Origin of the sequence: Burkholderia sp. IT-111MI5 (genome assembly GCF_949752865.1) — a bacterium.
Classification (GTDB): Bacteria; Pseudomonadota; Gammaproteobacteria; order Burkholderiales; family Burkholderiaceae; genus Burkholderia; species Burkholderia pyrrocinia_C.
In genome coordinates this window covers 24491-46057 of sequence record NZ_CATKIF010000017.1, presented here as the reverse complement: position 1 = coordinate 46057, position 21567 = coordinate 24491, and the positions used below count along the sequence as shown (strand labels likewise).

Annotated in this window: 19 protein-coding genes; 6 read left to right on the top strand and 13 right to left on the bottom strand. The window is 68.1% G+C overall.

Features of this window, described 5'->3' with window-relative positions; genetic code table 11:
• Position 1: 1 nt before the first annotated feature.
• Genes ACM6JT_RS17250 through ACM6JT_RS17240 form a run of 3 tightly spaced genes read right to left on the bottom strand, consistent with a single transcriptional unit; the run spans position 2 to position 3009 of the window.
• Positions 2-313, bottom strand: coding sequence for a hypothetical protein (locus ACM6JT_RS17250; RefSeq protein ID WP_034183467.1), 312 nt, complete (start codon positions 311-313; stop codon positions 2-4).
• On the bottom strand, positions 313-1671 hold the full coding sequence (locus ACM6JT_RS17245; RefSeq protein WP_217590389.1) for an acyclic terpene utilization AtuA family protein: 1359 nt from the start codon (positions 1669-1671) through the stop codon (positions 313-315). The genes ACM6JT_RS17250 and ACM6JT_RS17245 overlap by 1 nt, the downstream gene beginning before the upstream one ends.
• A gap of 39 nt (positions 1672-1710) precedes the next feature.
• Entirely contained in the window at positions 1711-3009 is a 1299-nt protein-coding gene (locus ACM6JT_RS17240; RefSeq protein WP_414856908.1) for a CitMHS family transporter, read from the bottom strand.
• Between the two features lie 97 nt (positions 3010-3106).
• Between ACM6JT_RS17240 and ACM6JT_RS17235 the strand changes: the two genes are divergently transcribed.
• Entirely contained in the window at positions 3107-4003 is an 897-nt protein-coding gene (locus ACM6JT_RS17235; RefSeq protein ID WP_414856907.1) for a LysR family transcriptional regulator, read from the top strand.
• A gap of 39 nt (positions 4004-4042) precedes the next feature.
• Here the strand turns inward: ACM6JT_RS17235 and ACM6JT_RS17230 are convergent, their stop codons facing one another.
• Together ACM6JT_RS17230 and ACM6JT_RS17225 are read right to left on the bottom strand one after the other, a co-directional pair.
• Positions 4043-4627, bottom strand: coding sequence for a flavin reductase family protein (locus tag ACM6JT_RS17230; RefSeq protein ID WP_034183321.1), 585 nt, complete (start codon positions 4625-4627; stop codon positions 4043-4045).
• Between the two features lie 131 nt (positions 4628-4758).
• Positions 4759-5184, bottom strand: coding sequence for a VOC family protein (locus ACM6JT_RS17225; RefSeq protein ID WP_034183320.1), 426 nt, complete (start codon positions 5182-5184; stop codon positions 4759-4761).
• Between the two features lie 112 nt (positions 5185-5296).
• Between ACM6JT_RS17225 and ACM6JT_RS17220 the strand changes: the two genes are divergently transcribed.
• The 3 genes from ACM6JT_RS17220 to ACM6JT_RS17210 all read left to right on the top strand — a co-directional run bounded on the left by ACM6JT_RS17220 (position 5297) and on the right by ACM6JT_RS17210 (position 9345).
• A complete protein-coding gene (locus ACM6JT_RS17220; protein ID WP_131947642.1) occupies positions 5297-6187 on the top strand; it encodes a LysR family transcriptional regulator in 891 nt (296 codons plus the stop codon).
• Positions 6188-6558: 371 nt separating this feature from the next.
• A complete protein-coding gene (locus ACM6JT_RS17215) occupies positions 6559-7719 on the top strand; it encodes a porin (protein WP_034183318.1) in 1161 nt (386 codons plus the stop codon).
• A 411-nt stretch (positions 7720-8130) separates the two neighbouring features.
• Entirely contained in the window at positions 8131-9345 is a 1215-nt protein-coding gene (locus tag ACM6JT_RS17210; RefSeq protein WP_414856906.1) for a transglycosylase SLT domain-containing protein, read from the top strand.
• A gap of 282 nt (positions 9346-9627) precedes the next feature.
• On the opposite strand, the gene ACM6JT_RS17205 is transcribed toward ACM6JT_RS17210, so the two are convergent.
• The gene (locus ACM6JT_RS17205; protein ID WP_414856905.1) at positions 9628-9957 is read right to left on the bottom strand and encodes a hypothetical protein; all 330 of its coding nucleotides are present in this window, start codon (positions 9955-9957) and stop codon (positions 9628-9630) included.
• A 322-nt stretch (positions 9958-10279) separates the two neighbouring features.
• On the bottom strand, positions 10280-11026 hold the full coding sequence (locus tag ACM6JT_RS17200) for a MipA/OmpV family protein (protein WP_414856904.1): 747 nt from the start codon (positions 11024-11026) through the stop codon (positions 10280-10282).
• A gap of 246 nt (positions 11027-11272) precedes the next feature.
• Between ACM6JT_RS17200 and ACM6JT_RS17195 the strand changes: the two genes are divergently transcribed.
• A complete protein-coding gene (locus ACM6JT_RS17195; protein ID WP_034183314.1) occupies positions 11273-11998 on the top strand; it encodes a response regulator in 726 nt (241 codons plus the stop codon).
• Complete coding sequence (locus tag ACM6JT_RS17190; protein ID WP_414856903.1) at positions 11999-13375, top strand: ATP-binding protein; 1377 nt, start codon at positions 11999-12001, stop codon at positions 13373-13375. It abuts the gene before it with no gap.
• Between the two features lie 65 nt (positions 13376-13440).
• Here the strand turns inward: ACM6JT_RS17190 and ACM6JT_RS17185 are convergent, their stop codons facing one another.
• The 6 genes from ACM6JT_RS17185 to ACM6JT_RS17160 all read right to left on the bottom strand — a co-directional run bounded on the left by ACM6JT_RS17185 (position 13441) and on the right by ACM6JT_RS17160 (position 21553).
• The gene (locus ACM6JT_RS17185) at positions 13441-14481 is read right to left on the bottom strand and encodes a FecCD family ABC transporter permease (RefSeq protein WP_414856902.1); all 1041 of its coding nucleotides are present in this window, start codon (positions 14479-14481) and stop codon (positions 13441-13443) included.
• Positions 14478-15470 (bottom strand): ABC transporter substrate-binding protein, encoded by a 993-nt coding sequence (locus ACM6JT_RS17180; RefSeq protein WP_414856901.1) that lies wholly within the window; start codon positions 15468-15470, stop codon positions 14478-14480. Before ACM6JT_RS17180 ends, ACM6JT_RS17185 begins: the two co-directional genes overlap by 4 nt.
• Positions 15467-16234, bottom strand: coding sequence for an ABC transporter ATP-binding protein (locus tag ACM6JT_RS17175; RefSeq protein ID WP_105390708.1), 768 nt, complete (start codon positions 16232-16234; stop codon positions 15467-15469). Before ACM6JT_RS17175 ends, ACM6JT_RS17180 begins: the two co-directional genes overlap by 4 nt.
• Positions 16235-16263: 29 nt before the next feature.
• A complete protein-coding gene (locus ACM6JT_RS17170) occupies positions 16264-18354 on the bottom strand; it encodes a TonB-dependent receptor (protein WP_414856924.1) in 2091 nt (696 codons plus the stop codon).
• A gap of 231 nt (positions 18355-18585) precedes the next feature.
• Entirely contained in the window at positions 18586-19575 is a 990-nt protein-coding gene (locus tag ACM6JT_RS17165) for an NADPH:quinone oxidoreductase family protein (protein WP_414856900.1), read from the bottom strand.
• 148 nt (positions 19576-19723) lie between these two features.
• On the bottom strand, positions 19724-21553 hold the full coding sequence (locus tag ACM6JT_RS17160; RefSeq protein WP_414856899.1) for an acyl-CoA dehydrogenase: 1830 nt from the start codon (positions 21551-21553) through the stop codon (positions 19724-19726).
• Positions 21554-21567: the final 14 nt, after the last annotated feature.

Genomic DNA, 21567 nt, shown 5'->3' with positions numbered 1-21567 from the left:
GTCACGCCGGGTCGGGCACCTCGATCGCCAGCAACGCCGAACTGACCGACTTGCCGTGCGCATCGAGCGCGAGCGAGCGCGTCACGCCGCCGCCGAGCGCATCGCGCAGCACGAAGTTGAACGCACCCAGCGCCGGCAATTCGTAGCGCACGACATCGCCGTGCACGATGCCCGCGAGCCACGCCTTCACCTTGCCGGCATCCAGATGGGTGCGTAGATGATCGTAATGACGCGGATCGCGGCAGATGACCGACACGTTCAGCGTATTGCCCTTGTCGCCGGTGCGCGCATGCGCGAGTTCACGCAGTTGCATCATGCCTCCACGAATGAAAACGACGGCGTCACGGCCGCGCGCGGCAGCAGCACCGACTGCACCGCGATCACCTCGCGCGTCGACTTGAACGCGCCGCCGCCGCCGGCCGGCCCGTTCGTATAGAGCGTCTCGACTTCGTTGCCGATCCGCGCCGCTTCATCGGCGCTCGCCGCGCGGCCGGCCACCCGCACGCGCACTTCGGCCGGCTCGCCGTGCACGGCCGGCGTCGCGTCGGCATACAGCGAATCGACGCCGATCAGGTCGAAGCGCAACTCGGTCGCCGCCACGCCGGTCAGCGCCAGCCGCTCGCGGACGATGTCGAGCGCGAGCCGCGCGCGTTCGAGCGCGCCGGGGCCGCCGTACGAGATCTGGCCTTCGCCGATGTAGCCGTCGACGTAAGCCACCGACACCTTCAGCGTATCGGGCCGCGCGGTGCCGCGCCCGCCCGTCACGCGTACACGATCGGTCGCCTCCTCGGCAACCGCGACGCGCGTGAAATCCGCGACGACGTCGGGCTGCAGATACCGCGCCGGATCGTGAATCTCGTAGAGCAGTTGTTCCTTGCAGGTCGCCGCGCTCACGCGGCCGCCCGCGTGCGCCACCTTCGTGATCACGACCGAGCCGTCGGCCGCGACTTCGCCGATCGGGAACCCGAGCCGCGCGAGATCCGGCACGTCCTTGTAGCCGGGATCGGCGAAATAGCCGCCCGTCACCTGCCCCGCGCATTCGAGCAGATGGCCGACGACCGTCGCCTGCCCGAGCGTGTCCCAGTCGTCCATCCGCCAGCCGAACGCGTGGATCAGCGGCGCGGCGAACAGCGACGGATCGGCGACGCGCCCGGTCAGCACGACGTCCGCGCCGGCCGCGAGCGCGTCGACGATCGGCGCGGCGCCGAGATACGCGTTCGCGGACACGATGCGGTCGCGATACGCGGCGACTTCGTCGCCCGATTCCTCGAAACGGAACGCACCGCGCAGCACGACGTCGAGCACGTCGTCGCCTTCGACCGCCGCGACTTTCAATTGAGCGATACCGAGCGATTGCGCGATCTGCGCGGTACGTCTTGCCGCCGCGAGCGGGTTCGCCGCACCCATGTTCGACACGATGCGCACGCCCTTCGGCACGGCGATCGGCAGCACCGCACGCATGCGCGCGTCGAGCAGCGGATCGTAGCCGAGCGCCGGGTCCTTGCGGCGCGCCTGCTGCGCGATCGCGATCGTGCGCTCGGCCAGGCATTCGAAGACGAGATAGTCGAGCTGCCCGTGCTCGGCCAGTTCGACCGCGGGCTCGATCCGGTCGCCCGAGTAGCCGGCGCCCGCGCCGATGCGCACGCGCCGTTCAGGTTGCTTTGCTGTCATGTCCGTACCATCGTCCGGCGGGCGCGCCGCCGGGAAAAATCAAAAGATGCCCAGCACGACGCACGCGATCGTCATCACGATCGAGGCGCCGAACAGCAGCGGGAACGTGAATTTCTGATGCTCTGCCAGTTCGATGCCGCACAAGCCGACGACCAGGAACGTCGCGGGCGTCAGCGGGCTGACCGGAAACCCGGTCGTCATCTGGCCGAGCAACGCGGCCTGTCCGACCTGTACGGCCGGCACGCCGAGCTGGCCGGCCACCTCCGCGATCACCGGCAGCACGCCGAAGTAGAACGAATCGGGATCGAACAGCATGCTGAGCGGCATCGACGCGAGGCCGAGCACCACCGGAATATGGCCGGCCATCGACGGCGGCACGAAACCGACCGCCGCCTGCGCCATCGCCTTCAGCATCCCGCTGCCCTGCATGATCCCCGTGAACACGCCGGCCGCGAGCAGGATGCCGGCCATCATCAGCGCCGCGCGCGCATGCGCATCGACCCGCTTCCTCTGCATGTCGACGTCCGGGTAATTCACCATCAGCGCGATGCACAGCCCGACCATGAACATGATCGCCGGCGGGATCTTCTCGCCCATCACGACCATCGTGCCGAGCACGACGAGCGTCAGCACGAGGTTGAACCAGAACAGGTGCGGCCGGCGCAGCGCCTGCTCGTCGGGCATCAGTTCGCGCTTCGGCAGCGGGATCGATGCATCGTCGCGCGTGAGGCCGAGCCGCTTCTCCTCGCGCCGCCCGAGCCAGTACGCGACGCCGAACACGAACACGAGCCCGATCGCCTGAACCGGGATCAGCGGATTGAACAGCGCCGACACCGGCAGGTGCAGCGACGCCGACGCGCGGATCATCGGCCCCGTCCACGGCAGGAAGTTGATGCCCGCGGCCATCGACACGGCCGCGGCCAGCACGCGCCGGTCCATCTTCAGCCGGTCGTACAGCGGCAGCACGGCCGGAATCGTCACGAGAAAGCAGACGGCGCCCGAGCCGTCGAGATGGATCAGCAGCGCGAGCAGCGTCGTGCCCATCACGATGCGCGTCGGCCGCGTGCCGACCGCGCGCAGGATGCGATCGATGATCGGGTCGAGCGTGCCGGCGTCGGTGATCGTCCCGAAATACAGGATCGCAAACACGAACATCCCGACCACGGGCGCGAGGCCCTTCAGCCCGTCGATCACGAACTTGCTGGTGTGCAGCCCGAAGCCGCCGAGCAGCGACGCCGCGATCGGCACGATGATCAGCGCGACGAGCGGCGACATCCGCTTCGACAGAATCGCGGCCAGCAGCACGACGATCGTGCCAAGCCCGAGTAACGGCAGCATCCGTGTCTCCTACCTTGTCTTTTGTTGGAGACGAGCGTAAGGTCGGCGCAGCAATAGCACAATTGAAATGATTTGATCGCAGCAATCACGAATCGTTATGGATCTGAACCTTCGCGACATCCGCGCGTTCGTCACGGTCGCGCACGCCGGCAACTTCACGCGCGCGGCTGCGCGGCTGCACCTGTCGCAGCCGGCGCTGACCGTGCAGATTCGCCGGCTCGAGGAAATCGTCGGCGCGCGGCTGTTCGACCGTAACAGCCGCAGCGTCGCGCTCACGCAGACCGGGCGCGAGCTGCTGCCGCTGCTGCAGCGCTCGCTCGACGACATGGAGCGCGTGCTGCGCGATGCGCGCGCGCTCGGCGAAGGCGCGAGCGGCACAGTGCGGCTCGCATGCCTGCCGACCTTCGCGTCCAGCGTGCTGCCGGAGCTGATCCAGTCGTTCCGGCGCGACGTGCCGCGCGCGGGCTTCGAGATTCGCGACGGCGTCGCGAGCCTCGTCACTTCGCTCGTGCGCAACGAGGAAGCCGATCTCGGGCTGACGGGCGGCGATGCGTTCGATGCGTCGCTGGAAGTGCTGTACACGGGCGCCGACCGGCTCGTCGTCGTGTGCCCGAAAGATCATCCGCTCGCGCGCAAGCGCCGCGTGAGCACCGCCGACGTCGCGGGCGTGCCGCTCGTGCTGACCGCGCAGGGCACGAGCGTGCGCAGTGTCGTCGACACCGCGCTGGAGTCGGCCGGCTGCACGCCCGACATCGCGTGCGAGCCGACCTACATGATGACGGCCGTCGCGATGGTGCGCGGCGGCCTCGGCGTGACGATCCTGCCCGCGACCGCGCGCGAGGTGCGCGCCGAACCCGAGCTGGTCGCGAAGCCGATCGACGATCCCGCGTTCGTGCGGCCGATCGCGCTCGTCACGAAGCGCGGCCGCACGCTGCCGCGCGTCGCGCAGGCGTTCGCCGAAGCGATGCTGTCGGAATTGAAAAAGCGCGCGTGAACCGCGCGCCCGGACCGGGAAAGGAAGCCTGCGTAACGCTTATTGCGCGTCCGGATCGACGTGCAGCGATTCGCCGATCGCATAGAAATTGCCGCCCGCGATGTAGTGCAGGCTGCGCAGCGCCGGATCGGCCGATTCGAAATACCAGTGGCCGTCGCGGAACACGCGCGTGTCCGACCACGCAGCGACCACCTCGCCGATGAACAGGTCGTAGGTCTGCTGGTTGTGCGGCTCGGGAATCAGCCTGCACGCGAGCCAGCCCGAGCAGCCGGCGACGAACGGCAGGTCATGGCCGTCGACGTCGAACAGCGTCACGCCCGCTTCGCGCAGCTTGTCGGGCCGCTCGGCGAGACTGTGGCTGCCGACCGCGTGCGTAAGCTGCAACTGCGCGGCCGTCGGCACCTGGATCACGAACGTGCCGCTGCACTCGACGAGCTCGCGCGTCTTCGCGGACTTGTCGAGCACGACCGTCAGCTTCGGCGGCAGGAAGTCCAGCGCGCACGCCCACGCAGCGGCCATCACGTTGTCGACGCCGTCGTGGCGGGCCGACACGAGCACGGTCGGGCCGTGATTGAGGAGGCGGTAGGCTTTCTTCAGCTCCACCGGAGCGATGTGACTGTCCATACGGGTTCCTTGGAGAACGGCACGCACGGACGGATGCCGTGCGGCGCGGCGCCTGCCGGAGCGCTTGCGCGCGGCCCGGCGAAGGCCGCATTCTCGCACCCAATTTCAATCGGCGCCGACGGCCCCGTGCATCACTTCGCGAACAACTGCCCGATGTCTCGGAACGCCTTGAACTCGAGCGCATTGCCGCACGGATCGAACAGGAACATCGTCGCCTGTTCGCCGACCTGCCCCTTGAACCGCACATACGGTTCGATCGCGAACGTCACGCCGAACGATTTCAATCGCTCGGCCAGCGCTTCCCAGCTCGCCCAGTCGAGCACGATCCCGAAATGCGGCACCGGCACGTCGTGACCGTCGACGGCATTCGTATGCGCGCCTTCCTGCGACGCCGTCTTCGGATGCTCGTGAATCACGAGCTGGTGCCCGTAGAAGTCGAAGTCGACCCACTGCGTGCTCGAACGCCCTTCTTCCAGCCCGAACACACGGCCGTAGAAATCGCGCGCGGCCGGCAGGTCGTAGACCGGAATCGCCAGGTGAAACGGGGAAAGACTCATGGTTGCCTCGTGAAGGAACGCTCGCGTGGCGCGAGGATCGCACCATGGTAGACAACGCCAAGAGAAAATTAAATCAATATATAGTTTTGCGATTCACAAACGGAATTGATCAATGATCCGCGAGCTGAAAACCCTCGTCGCCGTCGCCCGCGAAGGCACGTTCGCGGCCGCGGGCAACCGTATCGGACTGACGCAGGCAGCCGTCAGCGCGCAGATGCAGCGCCTCGAAGCCGAACTCGGCTTCGCGCTGTTCGACCGGCAAGGCCGGTCGGCCCGTCTCAACGAGATGGGCCATCACGTGCTCGGCCAGGCGCAGGCGCTGATCCGCCAGTACGAGAACCTGAGCTCGACCGCGCCCGGCTCGCCGGCCGCCGTGCGCGTGACGATCGGCGCGATCGCGTCGGTACAGAGCGCGCTGCTGCCGGCCGCGCTGGCCGACTTTCATCGCCGGCATCCCGCGTGCCGCACGCGCGTGATACCGGGGCTGTCGATCGAGCTGGTCAACCGCGTCGATGCGGGCGAGATCGACATGGCCGCGATCATCCGGCCGCCGTTTTCGCTGCAGAGCGACCTGCACTGGACGACGCTCGCGCAGGAGCCGTTCCGGCTGATCGTGCCGCGCGGCGTGAAGGGCAAGGATTGGGCCGCGCTGCTCGCGAACGAGCCGTTCGTGCGCTACGACCGCGCGTCGTTCGGCGGCCGCCAGGTCGATCGGTTTCTGCGGAAGATGCACATCGCGGTGCGCGACACCTGCGAACTCGACGAGCTCGACGCGATCGTCAAGCTGGTCGAGAACGGCGTCGGCATCGCGATCGTGCCGCAGACCGCCGTGTACCGCCGCTGGCCGGCCGGCGTGCGTGCGATCGACCTCGGACACCACACGTTTCACCGCGATATCGGGCTCGTGCATCGCGCGCGGCGGACGATGTCGGAGCCCGCGCAACTGCTGGCCCGGTTGATCGAAGAGGCGTCGCGGCGGCGCCCGCCGTCGCAGGCGGCCTGAGTCTTGCCTGGCGACGGCGTGGTCGTTGCGGACACGAACGGCGCTGCGCTAACACATTCAATACAGCCAACCAATTCGGTTCATTAAATAATTAATTGACGGATCGATAACAATATCCCGATCGCCGCAATCCCCCTGAGAATCGCCGCAAATTATTAACGAAATCCGCACAACGAAGTAGCGAAATCTCGAAATTACAACCAATTGATACGCGATTTTCAATAATTCAGATCCCTCAATAATGAATTCCGCAGTACGTATCTGTCTTCCTCAACCAACAAAAGAGAATTTCATTTTTGCCGTTTTATTCCTGACCTGTAGTCTCCTGCCATTCCGGATCGCGAACACAAGCCAATGCGCAAGGAGATGAAATGAAACGCACGACCCTCTCGCTGATTTCCGTCGCGTCATTCGCGGCAATGCCCGTCGCGCATGCGCAGTCGAGCGTCACGCTGTATGGCGTGATCGACACGTCGATCACCTACGTGAACCATGCGCAGGGCAAGGACAACGCGTGGATGCTCGGCAACAGCAGTGCGGGCAACCTGGCCGGCAGCCGCTGGGGCGTGAAAGGCACCGAGGATCTCGGCGGCGGGCTGAAGGCGCTGTTCCAGCTCGAGAATGGCTTCGACCCGAGCAACGGCCGGCAGGGTCAGGGCGGCCGCCTGTTCGGCCGTCAGGCGTTCGTCGGCCTGGCGAGCGACCGCTACGGCACGCTCACGTTCGGCCGCCAGTACGATCCGCTCGTCGACCTCGTGCAGGGCATCACCGCCGACAACTATCTCGGCAGCGCGTTCGCGACGCCGGGCGACGTCGACAACTACGACAACAGCTTCCGCGTCGACAACGCGGTGAAGTACACGTCGGCCGTCTATTCGGGCCTGCAGTTCGCGGCGATGTACTCGTTCGGCGGCATTGCCGGCAGCACGGGCTCCGCGCAGTCGTATTCGGCCGCCGTGTCGTACAACAACGGCCCGTTCAGCGTCGCGGGCGGCTACTTCCACGCGACCAACAGCCCCGCGTCGAACGGCCCGCGCAGCGGCTGGACCAGCTCGTCGGACGGCACGTTCGACGGCCCGATCAACAACGGTTATGCAAGCGCGCACTCGATCGGCATCGCGCGCATCGCGGGCCAGTACGTCGCCGGCCCGTTCACGTTCGGCCTCGGCTACAGCAACGCGCAGTATCGCCGCGACGCGAGCTCGGTGTTCGGCTCGAACGAGCACTACAACACGGGGCAAGGCTTCGTGAACTACCAGGCGACGAACGCGCTGCTCGTCGGCGTCGGCTACAGCTACACGCGCTCGGGCGGCGACACGTCGGCCACCTATCACCAGGTATCGGCCGGCGCGGACTACAACCTGTCGAAGCGCACCGACGTCTACCTGACCGCCGCCTACCAGCACGCGAGCGGCCAGACCGGCGACGGCAACGGCGGCTCGATGGCCGCGCAGGCATCGATCGGTTCGTACGGCTATGCGGGCACGAGCTCGCAGACGATGGTCAACCTCGGCCTGCGTCACCGCTTCTGATACGAAGCGGCCGGTTGCGCACCGCGCGGCCGGCCGGAACCGCATGCACTCGCACGGCGGCTTCGGCCGCCGTTGTCTTTCGGTCGTCTTTTCATCGCCCTTTCCGGCCCGGACACCGATTGCCGGGCGATTTCCATTCCGCTTGATTCAGCGCCGTTTTCCCGGCATGACTGACGCGATGCGTCAGTATTCAGCGCGTCGCCACTGCACCGGCATTCGCCGAAAAGGCGGCCATTTTTACCGATCCGACTTCGTCGCGACCGCTGATCCGACGCGATAAAAAGGTGGGACGAGCACCCGGGCAATTGCAAAGGAAAGTTTGACGCGAGCCATTTGTCTGCTCGCTATGGCAAACTTCGCGTCTCGCGTAAATTCCTTGCACCGGGCGGCCGGATTCCGCCCCATCCTGCCATGCCGTGTCAGACAACCCGTTCGATCAGCCGCGAAACGCTGAAGATCGCCTCGACGATTGCGATGTCGTGCGCGCTGCACGGCGTCGCGCGCGCCGATTGCCTCGACGACGCGGCCGCGTTCCAGCACGTGAGCGTCGCCCTGATGCGCGGCATCGCGCAGGTCGAATCGGGGATGAATCCGAACGCCGTCAACACCAATACGAACGGCACGGTCGACATCGGCCTGATGCAGATCAACAGCACATGGCTGCCGACGCTCGCGCGCGAAGGCATCACGCGGGAGAGCCTGTTCGATGCATGCACGAACGCGTATGTCGGCGCGTGGATCCTGTCGCAGAACATCCGCCAGCTCGGCCCCAACTGGAACGCGATCGGCGCGTACAACTCCGCGTCGCCCGACAAGCGCCTCGCGTATGCGCGCAAGGTCTATGATGCAATCCGGACCATGCCGGATTCGCCGGATACTCCCATGCCCATCCTTCCACCGTCCTTTACGCCGCCGCAGCAGAACCAGGCGTACAACCCGTTCGCGAGCCTGAGCGTGTCCGCCCCGCAGCAGGTCACACGTCCGCGCACGATATCGTCGGCCCCGCCGCCGCCACCGCAAGGCGGCCCCGCCGGCCCGGCCGGTACGTACAACTTCGGATGGTCGGTCACGGGCGCGGACCAGGCGAAGCCGACCCAGGTCTTCGACGACGGTGCGCGGATCTACGTGCAGTTCAGCGACATGAAGCACGTGCCGGCGATCTTCACCGAAACGTCGTCGGGCCGCGTGCTGATGTCGTGGGAGCTGCAGTTTCCGTATGCCGTTTTGACGCGCCCTGCGCAAACGTTGATCTTCCAGCTCGGGCCGTTCGAGGCGCGCGCGCAGCGTGGCGCGGCCGGGGGCGCAGGCATGACCGCGCAGACGGGTACGACGGCGCAGCGGCCCGGTGCGGCGACGGCTGCCGCTTCGCATTCGAAGAAGTCCGCCGATGCGGCAGTGACCACGGCGGCCAATCCGGCGGCAAAACGCACGGCATCGACCGATGCGCTCTGGTATCTGAACACGCCGTCGACGTCGGGATCGTCGGCCGCATCGCCATCGACGTCGAATATTCCGGCCACGCTGCCGACGGCCGTGACGTCGAACACACCGCCAGCCGTGCCGGCTCAGGCGCCGGCTCAGCCGTCGCGCGTCAGTACCGATGCGCTGTGGTACATCTCGAAGTAACGCGCGCTCGATCGCACGCGTGTCGCGGCGATCATTTCTCGCGGGTCGGCGGCAGTTCGGGCGCGTTCATGTCGTCCACCCAATGCCGTTCTTCCTGAAATACACGCGCAGATAACGCGACGCCGACGATTCCGGCCGCGGAATCGTCACGTCGATCGTCTTGTGCTCCGCCGGATGCCACGCTGGATGTCGGCCAGCGGTTGCGCGAACACCCATGACAGTTTCACCGTCTGCGCCGACGTGACCTTGCAACCGCAGCGAACCCGCCGCCGGCGCAACCCATCACCCGCGCCGCACCCAGATCACCTTCCCGTCGCGAATGCCGAGATTGCGGCGCTCCTGCCGGTAATCCATCGTGCCCGGCAACGCCTTGCCGTCGCGCTCGAGCACGCGCCACAGGCAGCCGTCGAGTTGCGCGGCCGCATCGGCCTCGGTCTTGCCGACCAGCGCATCGTCCTGCCCCGCATCCGCCTTGCATGCCTGCGACGCGCCTGCCTGCCCGCCGCTCGCCGGCGAGCCGCCCGAGCTCGTGAGCTTCGTGTTCATGTCCGCGCATCCCGCAAAAGTTGCGCCCGCAACCAGCGCCATCATCATCGCGATCGTCTTCTTCATCGATTTCTCCCTGTCGCACCCGGCGTGGCAGATGCGGCGTTCCTCGCCGGCCGGGCGTCACATGCATGATCGGTTCCGCGCGTCGCCAGCCGTTTCCCGACGGATGCCGGCCGGCGAACCGCGGCCTCGCGCACCCCGGCCGCGCCGATTCGGCGTACCGGCGTCACGGGCTCGGCCTGACGCCGAAGCCGCCTGAATGTTACCGCACGCGATCGGCCGCTACGACGCGGCGCCGGCGTATCGAGCGGTGCGCACGGTTCGATCGCACGGGCCTCTGCCCGCCAGCGCGACTTGGCATTCGCGATCGCCATCGGCGACCGGTTCAGAACTTGTAGGTCACGCCCGCAATGCCGTAGTAGTTGCTGCGCGACTGGACGATCGGACTGTCGCCGTAGCGGCCGAGCAGTCGCGTCACGCCGCCGGTCGCGAGCACCGACCAGTGCCGCGACAGGTTCCAGTTCCACGCGACCGCCATCGATGCGCTGTCGATCCCGCCGCTCGTCGAATACGGCCTGAACCGGCTCGTCATCGACTGTGCATCGGTCACGCCGTAGAACGTCTGCGTATAGCGTCCCGAGCCCGCGTGCACGGTGCCCGTCACGACGATCTCGTGCTGCGCGGCCTTGAGCACGGGCACCGCGAGATCCATGTGTCCCGATACGCCGCGCGACGTGTGCGTCACGGGCGTGTCGATCGTGACGCTCAGTTCGGCCGCATTGAAGAGCGTCACGCCCGCTCGCACGCCGACCAGCACCGAGCCGGGAATCCGGCCCATGCCCTTCAGGTAGTCGGAGCCCAGCAGGTCGAAGCGGTTCTCGTCCGCGCGGCCCGCATCGTAGCTCACGGCCGCCGACACGAACACGCCGTGCGGCAGGTCCAGCCGGTAGCCGGCGCCCTGCGTAGCGTCGATGAAGAAGCCGTTGCCGAACGTCGCGGAAAACGACGGCGCGACGACGCCGCGATACTGGTTGCTGCCCTGGTAGCGCGGCGCGAAACCGCCGCCGAGCGAGATCGAATACTGGTTTTCCGCATGGGCGGCGGCAGCGAGGGTCAGGCCGGCGAGCGGCATGCAATAGCGATAGCGGCGGAGAGTTGGGCGCACAATATTGAGATAAGAGTGACGGAGCCCGCAGTCTAGGTGCCGCCTTGCGCGCAGACTGTCCTGAATCTGCGGCGAATCTGTGCTCAACTGTGTTCGATTGTTCGAGATTGTCGTACCGCTGCCCGGGCCGCCGGTACGCCGGATAGAATTCGCGTGCCGCGCCGCATACCGGCCTGCCGGGGTACGAGATCGTGCGTGCATCCTGAGGAGAAAATGAACGACAATCCGCTCAAATACCGTGTACTGCTGATCGAGGACGACGACCGCCTCGCACAGCTCGTCCGCGAATATCTCGACGGCTATGAATTCGCGGTGACGGTCGTGCGGCGCGGCGACCTCGCCGTCGCGGCGGTACGCGAGCACCAGCCGGCCCTCGTGATACTCGACCTGATGCTGCCGAACCTCGACGGCATGGAAGTCTGCCGGCGCATCCGCGCATTCACCAACATTCCCGTGCTGATCCTGACCGCGCGCGCGGACGTCTACGACCAGGTCGCGGGCCTCGAGACGGGCGCCGACGACTACGTGACGAAGCCGATCGAGCCGCGCGTGCTCGTCGCGCGCGCTCGCGCGCTGCTGCGCCGCGCGCAGCCGGTCGCAGCGGAAACGCCGGTTGCCGCACCCGAAGCGCTCGTGTTCGGCGAACTGTCGATCTCGCCGCCGAACCGCACCGTCACGTGGCGCGGCGAGCCGGTCGACCTGAAGACTGCCGAATTCAACCTGCTGCTGATCCTCGCGCGCGCGGCCGGCACCGTGCTGAGCCGCGACGACATCCTGAAGCAATTGCGCGGAATCGAGTTCGACGGACTCGACCGCTCGGTCGATTCCGGCATCTCGAAGCTGCGCCGCCGCTTCGAGGATGCTTCATCTGAGCCGCACAAGATCAAGACGATCTGGGGCCGCGGCTACCTGTTCAGCCCTTCCGCGTGGGACGAATAAATGCTGCGTCCGTTGATCAGGCTGTACCTCGTCGTGATCCTGTTCGTCGCCGCGTCGATCGTGTTCATCCAGCTGTCGTTCGACCGGATCTTCTACGAGCGCGTCACGCAGGCGCAGCGCGACTCGTTGACGACCTACTCGTTCGTGCTCAACGACTACCTCGAACGCCATCCGGGCGGGCAGCGCCTGCTCGCGCTGCGCGAGCTCGCGAAACACGGCAACGAAGGGTTCGGTTTCCTGTCGATGGCCGCCGCCCGCGCGCAACTGAGCGGTGCGCCGCTGCGCGATCTCGATGCCGGCAGGATCGCGATCAGCTACAACGGCAAGGATTACTACATGCCGCTCGCGGACGGCTCGGTGCTGCACGCGCGCCCTGTCGAGGCATCCGATCTCGACATCAAGATCTATGCGTACCTGCTGCTCGCGCTCGCCACGCTGTTCGCGGTGGTGCTGTGGATTCACTATCACTGGCGCGACCTGCGCAAATTGCAGGAAGCCGCGCGCGCATTCGGCGCCGGCGCGCTGTCGACGCGCGTGAAGCTGTCGGGCAAGTCGAACATCGACGAGCTGTCGAAGCAGTTCAACGACATGGCCGAGCGCATCGAGGCATCGATCAAGCAGCAGCGCGAAATGATGCACGGCATCTCGCATGAACTGAAGACGCCGCTCGCGCGGCTCGAATTCGGGCTCGCGCTGCTCGCCGAACCCGACGAAACCGACCGGATGCGCGAACGCCGCGACGCGCTGCGGCGCGACGTGCGCGAACTCGACGAGCTCGTCACCGAGTTGCTGACAATCGGCCGCCTCGAACAGGGTGCGAGCCAGCTCGTGCCGATGGAGGTGGTCGTCGATGCATTGATCGACAGCGTCGCCGGCAACGTCGCGAACGACATCGCCGATCGCGGGATCGTGCTCGACGTGTCGACGCTCGGCACGCCCGCGACCCACGTGTGCGATCCGAAGCTCGTCGCGCGTGCATTGCTGAACCTGATCCGCAACGGCGCGCGCTACGCGTCGCGCAAGGTGCTGCTGGCCGCTGCCGGCGACCGGTCCGGCGCGCTCGTGCTGAGCGTCGACGACGACGGCGCCGGCATTCCGGCCGCCGAGCGCGCCCGCGTGTTCGAACCGTTCCAGCGGCTCGACTCCAGCCGCGACCGGCAGACCGGCGGCTTCGGGCTCGGACTCGCGATCGTGCGGCGCGTCGCGCTGGTGCACGGCGGCGACGTGCGGCTCGAGGATTCGCCGCTCGGCGGCGCACGCTTCGTGATCACGCTGCCCGCGCGAACGCTGCCGGACAGTCTCTTCGACGTGACGGCAGACCTCGCGCACGCCGGCGCGCCCGGCGACGGCACGAACACGGCCGCGCCGCCGCGATAACGCACACGGGCGGCGCACCACCCCGCCCTCGCCGGACCGGGTGCCGCCGGTGCGTGCGCTGCCGCTCAGCGTCGGCGCAGCAGCGCGACGAAGAACAGGCTGCCGAACAATGCGGTCACGATGCCGATCGGCAAATCCTCCGGCGCCGCGAGCGTGCGAGCCGCGACATCGGCCCACACGAGCAGGATCGCGCCCGTCAGCGCGGCGACCGGCAGCAGCCTGCCATGCTCGGCACCGACGACGCGACGGCACAGATGCGGCGTCACGAGCCCGACGAAGCCGATCGCGCCGCTCACCGCGACCATCGCGCCCGTCGCGAACGATGCGACGACAAACACCTCGCGCCGCATCCGCGCGCTCGGCACGCCGAGCGCGGCCGCCGCGACGTCGCCCGACATCAGCGCATTCAGTTCGCGCCGTCGCGCATACAGCGCGCCGCCGGCGAGTGCCGCGCACACGCCCGGCACCGGCAGCAGATCCCAGCGCGCGAGCCCGACGCCGCCGAGCATCCAGAACAGCACCGACGACGCGGCGCGTTGATCGCCGAGGTACAGCAGCAGATTGCCGAACGCGGCCATCATGAACGACACCGATACGCCCGCGAGCAGCAAGCGATCCGATTCGAGCCGGCCGTGCCGGTAAGCAAGCGCGACGACGCACGCGGTCGCCGCAAGCGCGCCCGCGAAGGCGGCGGCCGACAGCGTGAACGGGCCGAACGCCGCGCCGGCCACCACCGTGACCGCGACGGCGCCGAACATCGCGCCCGCGCTGACGCCGAGCAGGTGCGGATCGGCGAGGCGGTTCGCGGTCGCCGCCTGCAACGCGACACCGACCGCCGCCAGCGTCGCGCCGACGATCGCGGCCAGCAGCGCACGCGGCATCCGGATCAGCCACACGATGCTGTCGTCGCCCGCGCCCGCCGCGAGTGCGCCGACAGCGCCGAACGCCGACGCGAGATGCGCGGCGACGATCCGCACCGCGACCGGCATCGCGATCGGCGCGGGACCGAACGCGGCCGATACGACGATCGACACGATCAGCAGCACGGCCAGCGCCGGCAGCACCACCCGCATGCGGGGCCGCGACGCACGCTCGCCCGCGCTCATCGTGCCGGGCCGGCGAACGCGGCCGGATACATCGCGCGCGCGAGTGTCTCGACGGCCGCGACGTTCTCGGGGCCCGGCGTCGCCGCATCGTACGGAATCACGACGAAGCGCCGCTCACGGATCGCGGCCACGCGCGCGAGCGCCGGCTGGCTCAGCAGGAACTGCTGCTTCTGCGCGGCCGTCACCGCCGAATAGTCGACGATCACGATGACCTGCGGATCGCGCGCGACCAGGCTCTCCCAGTTCACCTGCGTCCAGCTGCGCGGCACGTCGTCCATCACGTTGCGCGCGCCCGCCGCCGCCAGCAGCGCGGTCGGCATCGCGAGTCCGCCCGCCGTCATCGGCTTGTCGGTGCCGCTGTCGTAGACGAACGCGCGCAGCGGCGCCGGGCGCCCGATCGCGCGCGACACCGCCGCGAGACGTGCGCGCATCGCGGCGACGACCTGCGCGGCGCGCGCGTCGACGCCGAAGATCCGGCCGAGATTGTTCAGGTCGCGGAACACGTCGTCGAACGACGCGGCTGATTGCTTCATCACGTGCGAGCACGATTCGGTGAGTTCATACGTGCGAATGCCGAACGGTGCGAGCGTCGCGGGCGTCACCTGGCCGCCGACATGCATTCCGTAGTTCCAGCCCGCGAGATAGAAGTCGGCGCGCGCGGCGGCCAGCACCTCGAGCGACGGATACTGGCTCGCCAGTTCGGGCACGCCGCGCAATGCGTCGCGCACGCGCGCGGTGCCCGTCTTCCAGCCGCCGATGCCCGTATAACCGACGAGTCGGTCTTTCAGGCCGAGTACGAGCATCATTTCCGTCAGGTTCACGTCGTTGCTCACCGCGCGCGTCGGCGCGCGCTCGAACGTCACGTCGCGATCGCAGCTGCGCACGGTGACGGGATAAGCGCCCGCGTGAACGGCAGCGGCGCCGAGCACGGCAGCGGCGACCAATCTGCGGGTTACGAAGGATAACGAAGGTAATGGCATGACGGTCATTCCGGATGAAACGGCGTGATGCGCGGCCGGCCCGTGACGGGATGCCGATCGACGAGCGCGGCGACGCCGAACACGTCGCGCAGCAGCGCTTCGGTCAGCACGTCGTCCGGCGCGCCGGACGCGACGATCCGGCCGTGTGCGAGCACATGGAGCCGGTCGCAATACGCGGCCGCGAGATTGAGATCGTGAATCGTCGCGAGCGTCGCGATGCCGAGGCGCCGCACGCGCGCGAGCAGTTCGAGCTGGTGACGCAGGTCGAGATGGTTGGTCGGTTCGTCGAGCAGCAGCAGTTCCGGTTGCTGCGCGAGCGCACGGGCCAGCAGCGCGCGCTGCTTCTCGCCGCCCGATAGAGACGCGAAGCGTTGCGCACGGCGCTCGGCGAGGCCGACGTCGTGCAGCGCGGATTCGACGATCCGGCGATCGTCGGCCGACTCCGCATCGAACGGCCGCTTGTGCGGCGTGCGGCCCATGCCGACCAGTTCGTCGACCGTCAGCCCGAAATCGTCCGGGCTCTCCTGCTGCAGCACGGCGATCCGCTGCGCGACCGCGCGCGGCCGCATGCGCCACACGTCCTGCGCATCCAGTGCGACAGCGCCCGCATCCGGCCGCGCGTAACGGAACACGCAGCGCAGCAGGCTCGTCTTGCCGCTGCCGTTCGGGCCGACCAGTCCGACGAACTCGCCTGCGGCGACGCTCAGCGTCACCGAATCGAGCACGGCAATCGCGCCGCCGGGAGACCAGCTCACGCGGTCGATTTCGAGCATGTGTGCCACCGGAGGCTCGCCGCGCCGCACTAGAAGCGCATCGTCGCGACGAGCTCCGCCGAGCGCGACGGACCGAGCAGCCATTGCTCGCCGCCGTTCGACGTCGTCACCGCGTACGTGCGGTTCGCGAGATTGCGCAGATACAGCGCCAGCTCGGTGCGCGACGTCGGCTGCCAGCGCAGCGACGCATCGAACACCGTGTACGACGGCACCTGCAGGCGGTTCGCATCGTCGCCGTATGTCGCACCGACGTAGCGCATCCCCGCATTCGCCTGCCAGCGCTCGGCGAACGCCCAGCCGAGCCACAGGTTCGCCGTCTGCTGCGGCACATTGGACGGCACGTTGCCGGCGCGCGACACCGTAGTACCGCCAGCCACCTGGTTGAACGCGTCGTAGCGCGCGCGCAGCAGCGCGACGTTCGCATCGATCGTCCAGCCGTGCGGCAGCCGCGCGCCGCCCGTCAGCTCGATGCCGCGCGACGATTGCCGGCCGACCTGCCGGCGCAGCGCGGGATCGACCGGATCGGTGCTGAGCAGGTTGCGCTTCGTGATGTCGTACGCGGCAAACGTCCAGTACGCGCGGCCGTCGAGCAGCGTCTGCTTGACGCCGGCTTCCCACTGTTCGCCGGTCGCAAGCCGGTAGTTCGCCTGCGACGCGGACAGCGTCACGAGCGAGCCGAGGCCCTCCGCGCCGGTCGTGTACTGCGCATACGCGCTGAGTGTCGGCGCGACTTCGAACACGAAACCCGTGCGCCAGCCGACGTTCGCGAAGCGCTTGTCGAAGCCCGCGCCGGTCGCCGCCTGCTCGCGGCGGAACGCGATGTGGTCATAACGCAGGCCGCTCACCCACGCGAGCCGCGGCAGCACGTCGAGCCGGTTCTCGGCGAACACCGCGGCCTGCCGCGCACGCGTGCCGAACTGCGGCACCGTCGGGTCGGGGCTCGCGAACACGCCGGGATCGAAGCCGTGTGCGGCCACCGTCGATTCGCCGCCGTACGGCGAATTGTTGGTGCCGTCGAACGTGATCTGGCTGAACTCCGTGCCGATGACGAAGCGGTTCGCGCGGCCGAACAGCGTGCCGTCGAAACGCGCGCTCAGCCGATCGCCGATCTGCCGCTGATGGTGGCCGATGTCGAGATAGTCGCCGCGCGTCACGAGCCCGGTCGCAGGGTCGAGCACGTACGATTCGGCGTTGCGCCAGTGGCGGTTCGACGTCAGGTAGTAAAGCTGGTTGTCGATCGTCACGCCGGCCGTGGGCCGGTAGCGGGCCGACAGGCGTGTCCACTGGTCGTAGTACGCGATCGTCGCATCGCCGACGTTGTAGTTGAGCTTGCGCAGCGACGGATCGAGCACGCCGTTCGGCGCGGGCACGCCATAGTACGTCGCCGGCATCTGACGGCCGTAGTCGTAGGCGAGCGTCAGCGTGAGTTGCGGACTCACGTCGAACTTCAGCGCGCCACCGACCGCCGTCGTATGCGTATCGGCCCGCTCGGCGAGACCGTTGACGCGTGCATCGCTCGCGTAGAAGCGGTACGACAGCCGCGAGCCGAGCGCACCCGTCGTATCGAACGCGATGCGCTTCGCGCCGTCGGGGCCGGCGCCGACCTGCAGCGTCGTCTCGCGCGTGCGCTGCGGCCGCTTCGGCACGACGTTCACGACGCCGCCGATCGCCCCTTCGCCGTACAGCACCGACGCCGGGCCGCGCAACACTTCGATGCGCTCGACCGACCACGTATCGAACGGAAACGTGATCGTGCCGGCGGCCGGCATCAGCCGCACGCCGTCGAGCAGCGTCATCACCGATTCCTGGCCGCTGAAGCCGCGCACGCTCAACGCGGTGCCGCCATTGCCGGGCGCCATCGCGCTCGCGAACCCTGCCGTGCGCGTGACCGCATCGAGCACCGTGCGATCGCCACGCGCTTCGATCGTGTCGGCCGTGACCGTCTCGACGCTCGCGGGCGTATCGAGGCTCGCCAGCCCGAGCCGCGAGCCCGTTTCGAGCGGCTGCGTCAACGGGTCGGCCGGCGCCGGGCGCGCGGTGACACTGATCGCCGGCAACGCGTGCCGGTCGTCAGGTACGGGCGCTGCCGCTTCGGCAGCCAATGCGCCGGACGACGCCATCGCGCAACCCAGCAGGGTCGTGCAGCCGCGCGCCGCGCGTGCGCGCCAGGCGCCGGTGTTCCGGCGCGACGCGGCATGGTGCCGCTCCCCGCGCGCCGGGTTGTTTCTGGATTTCGTCACGTCGTATCGATCTTCGTGTGGTGTCGTCGCCGGCCGGGTTGCCCGGCACGGCCGGCCGACGACGAAAACGTCAGATGATACAATATATCAATTTGCTTCGTCAGGGTTTTGTCAGCCTGGGCCTGCGTCCGGCAGGATCACCACCTTGCCCTTCACCTGCCGGTTCGCCATCCGCGCGATCGCGTCGGCCGCGCCGGCCAGCGACACACGCTCGGTGATCGCCGGCCGCACCTTGCCGGCCGCGAACCATTCGGCAAGCAGGCGCATGTTCGCGACATGCTGCGCCGGGTCGCGGCGCACCGCATCGCCCCAGAACACGCCGAGAATGTCGCGCTCCTTGAGCAGCGCCAGATTCAGTGCGATCTTCGGAATCTCGCCGGCCGCGAAACCGATCACGAGGAACCGGCCGCGCCACGCGGTCGCGCGCAGCGCCGCCTCGCTGTACGCGCCGCCCACCGGATCGCAGACGACATCGGCGCCGCGCCCGCCGGTCAGCTCGTCGACGCGGCGGCGCAGGTCTTCGGTCGAATAGTCGATCGTCTCGTCGGCGCCCGCTGCGCGGCATAGCGCCAGCTTGTCCGCACTCGACGCCGCCGCGATTACGCGCGCACCGAGCGCCTTCGCGATCTCGATCGCGGCGAGCCCGACGCCACCCGCCGCGCCCAGCACCAGCAGTGTCTCGCCCTGTTGCAGGCGCGCGCGCTGCTGCAATGCGTGCAGCGACGTGCCGTACGCGAGCACGAGCGCCGCGCCCTGCTCGAACGACATGCCCGGCGGCAACGCGGCGATCTGGTGCACGTCGGCCACGCACTGCTCCGCGAACCCGCCGTGCCCGGTGAACGCGACCACGGAATCGCCGGGCCGCCACGCGGTCACGCCTTCGCCGACCGCATCGATCACGCCGGCGAACTCGGCGCCCGGCGAGAACGGCAGCGCCGGCTTCACCTGATACAAGCCCTGGACGATCAGCGCGTCGGGGAAATTGAGCGACGCTGCCTTCACCTGAATCCGGACCTGGCCCGCGGCCGGTTCGGGAATCGCGACGTCCTCGATGCGCAAGCGGTCGATCGGGCCGAATGCGGTACACAACAGGGCTTTCATGCTCTTCTCTCTCCTTGCGCGGCGTGGCCGGGCATCGGTACGGTTTGCGGGATACGCCCGCACGGCCGGCTCACGACGAATACGCGGCGGCCGGCTGAACCGGCATCCGCCACATCGTCAGCATTCCGGAATGTCGGCGCGGCACTATTCAGAACCATGCGTCGTGCATGTCGAGCGTCGTCGTGTCAACGCTCGACAGTAGATCGAGCTGCGCATCCACCTTCGGCAGTTCCCAGCGGAAAAAATAACGGGCCGCCGCACGCTTTCCGTCGTGGAAATCGCCGTCACGCCCGTGCGCGGCGAGCGTCACGTCGAGCCACAGCCATGCGACGACGAGATGGCCGAACGCTTCGAGATAGACGCTCGCATTCGCGAGCCGCTTCTGCGGATCGCCGATCGCGCCCAACTGCTGCGTGAGCTCGCACAGCCGCGCCCAGCGCTGCGCCAGCGCATCTGCCTGCTCGCGTCTACCGGCATCCAGCGCCCGCGCGCGTTCGACGGTTGCGCGGATGCGCGCGTCGAGCGCGCGCAGCAATGCACCGTCGTCCTGCGCGACCTTGCGGCCCAGCAGGTCGAGCGCCTGGATCCCGTGCGTGCCTTCGTGAATCGGATTGAGGCGATTGTCGCGATAAAGCCGCTCGACCGCATAGTCGCGCGTATAACCGTAGCCGCCGTGCACCTGGATCGCGAGATCGTTCGCGGCAAGACACCACTGCGACGGCCAGCTTTTCGCGATCGGCGTCAGGATGTCGAGCAGGCGCGTGGCATTCGCGCGCACCGCCGCATCTTCACGCGCGCGCCCTTCGTCGACCAGCTTCGCGCAGTAAAGGATCAGCGCGAGGCCGCCTTCGACATAGGCCTTCTGCGCGAGCAGCATGCGCCGCACGTCCGGATGCGCGACGATCGGCGCCTGCGGCGCGGCCGCATCCTTGCCGGCCGGCCCGAGCGGACGCCCCTGCGGCCGGTTGCGCGCGTAGTCGAGCGCGTGCAGATAACCCGTGTAGCCGAGCGCCACCGCACCCGCGCCGACACCGATGCGCGCCTCGTTCATCATGTGGAACATGTATGCGAGGCCATGGTTCGGCTTGCCGACCAGATAGCCGATCGCGCCCGCACGCCCTTGCGGACGATAGCGCGTACCTTCGCCGAAGTTCAGCAGGCAGTTGGTCGTGCCGCGATAGCCCATCTTGTGGTTCAGGCCGGCGAGCACGACGTCGTTGCGTTCGCCCGGTGCGCCGCCGTCGGTTCCCGACAGATACTTCGGCACGATGAACAGCGAGATGCCGCGCGTGCCGGGCTGCAAGCGGCCGTGTTCGTCGGGAATCTTCGCGAGCACGAGGTGGACGATGTTCTCCGCCAGCTCGTGTTCGCCGCCGGAGATCCACATCTTGTTGCCGGTCAGCCGGTAGCGCGGGCCCAGCGGCGAATCGCGTTCGAAATCCGCGCGCGTCGCGATGTCGGACAGCGACGAACCGGCTTGCGGTTCGGACAGGCACATCGTGCCGAGGAAACGCCCTTCCAGTTCCGGGCGCGCGAACGCGTCGATCTGCGCGGCACTGCCGTGCGCGACGAGCAGATTCGCGTTGGCGACGGTCAGGAACGGATAGGCGGCTGTCGCGATGTTCGCGGCCTGGAAGAACAGGAACGATGCGGCTTCGACCAGCTTCGGCAACCGCATGCCGCCGAGCGCTTCATCGTGACCCGCGGCGATCAGCCCGGCGTCCGCGAACGCTCGCACGGCCGGTTCGACTTCCGGGATCAGCGTCACGCGTTCGCCGTCGAACTGCGGCTCCTCGCGGTCGCCGCGCGCTGCGTGCGGCGCGAACAGATCCGCGGCGATCCGCTCGCTGGTATCGAGCACCGCATCGAAGGTCTCGCGGCTGTGCTCCGCATAACGCGGCAGCGCGACGAGCGATTCGGCATCGAGCCAGTCGTACAACAGGAACGCGAGATCGCGTCGCGACATCAACAGGCTCATCGTGCCGTCTCCCA